General features: G+C 34.7%; 1 protein-coding gene. It reads left to right on the plus strand.

What is annotated here, in order from left to right; translation table 11 throughout:
* Positions 1-135: 135 nt before the first annotated feature.
* Positions 136-1,196, plus strand: a 1,061-nt coding sequence (locus tag AB1414_21220) for a family 16 glycoside hydrolase (protein MEW6609933.1), incomplete at its 3' end; no start/stop codon positions are given.

A 1,196-nucleotide genomic window follows, 5' to 3' on the forward strand; every position in this document is an offset into this window, starting at 1 on the left:
TTTACTCTTGAATAGTGCCAGAATTTTTCATACGATTTTGTTTTGGATTAAACGGATAAATCCGCTTAATCTGTTAAATCCTGCTGAAAAAATAATAGAATTAATTGCTGGTTCAAAATCGCTGATAATACCCTGGTGGAAGAAAATCCGGGATTAATACCATTAACTGGAGAGTGGAATTCAGGGGTGGTTACCCAGAATAACATCACCGATATAGCCAGAACTAAAATAGATGGTATATATTCAGACTTTATCTTTGAGACAAAGATAAAAGCTGAGCAAACAACATATCCCACTGATTGTCGCTACATTAATTTTAGGGTCAAAGATGAACAGAATCAATATGTATTACAGATATTTGGCACGCATCTTAATTTATATAGAGTAGTAAATGGGAATTGGACCTGTCTTGCTGAAGTATCAAGGACATTACCTCTTAATACCTGGGCAGATTATAAAGTAGTGGCTAATGGAAGTCAGATCAAGGTGTATGAGAATGATAGAGTAATCGCAAATGTTAAGGATAACTCAATTTCTTCAGGTGAGATAATTTTACAGACATACAAGACACAAGCATCATTTGATGAGACAAAAGTTACTACTATTAAAAATAATGTTCTTTCGGATGATGAACTTTCTGAGATTCCAGAAGGTACTCTGTTAGAAGCAAAATATCCTAATGGAACGGTATTGGAAGATATAAATGGAAATATGTATATGATGAGTCAGGGGATAAGGAGGTTAATTCCGGATGAGACTACTTTTGATACATTGGGTGTTATAAAAGAAATTCCAACAGACCCTTTAGAGTTTGAAAAAATAAATGAAGGCAAAAGAGTGTATGATTTAATTCCAATAAGTGGACAGTGGAGTTTGAAGGATGGAGTCTATCAGCAAGAGAATATGACGGCTCTTATTTCTATAGCCAAATTAAAAGAAACTTACTCAGATTTCATTCTTAAAACAAGGATAAAGGCAACTCAGACAACCTATGCGACTGATTGTCGCTACATTAATTTTAGGGTCAAAGATGAACAGAATCAATATGTATTACAGATATTTGGCACGCATCTTAATTTATATAGAGTAGTAAATGGGAATTGGACCTGTCTTGCTGAAGTATCAAGGACATTACCTCTGGGGACATGGGCTGAGTATAAAATAGTAGCTAATGGGGACCAAATTCAGGTATATGA

The organism is bacterium (genome assembly GCA_040755795.1).
Taxonomy (GTDB): Bacteria; UBA9089; CG2-30-40-21; order CG2-30-40-21; family SBAY01; genus JBFLXS01.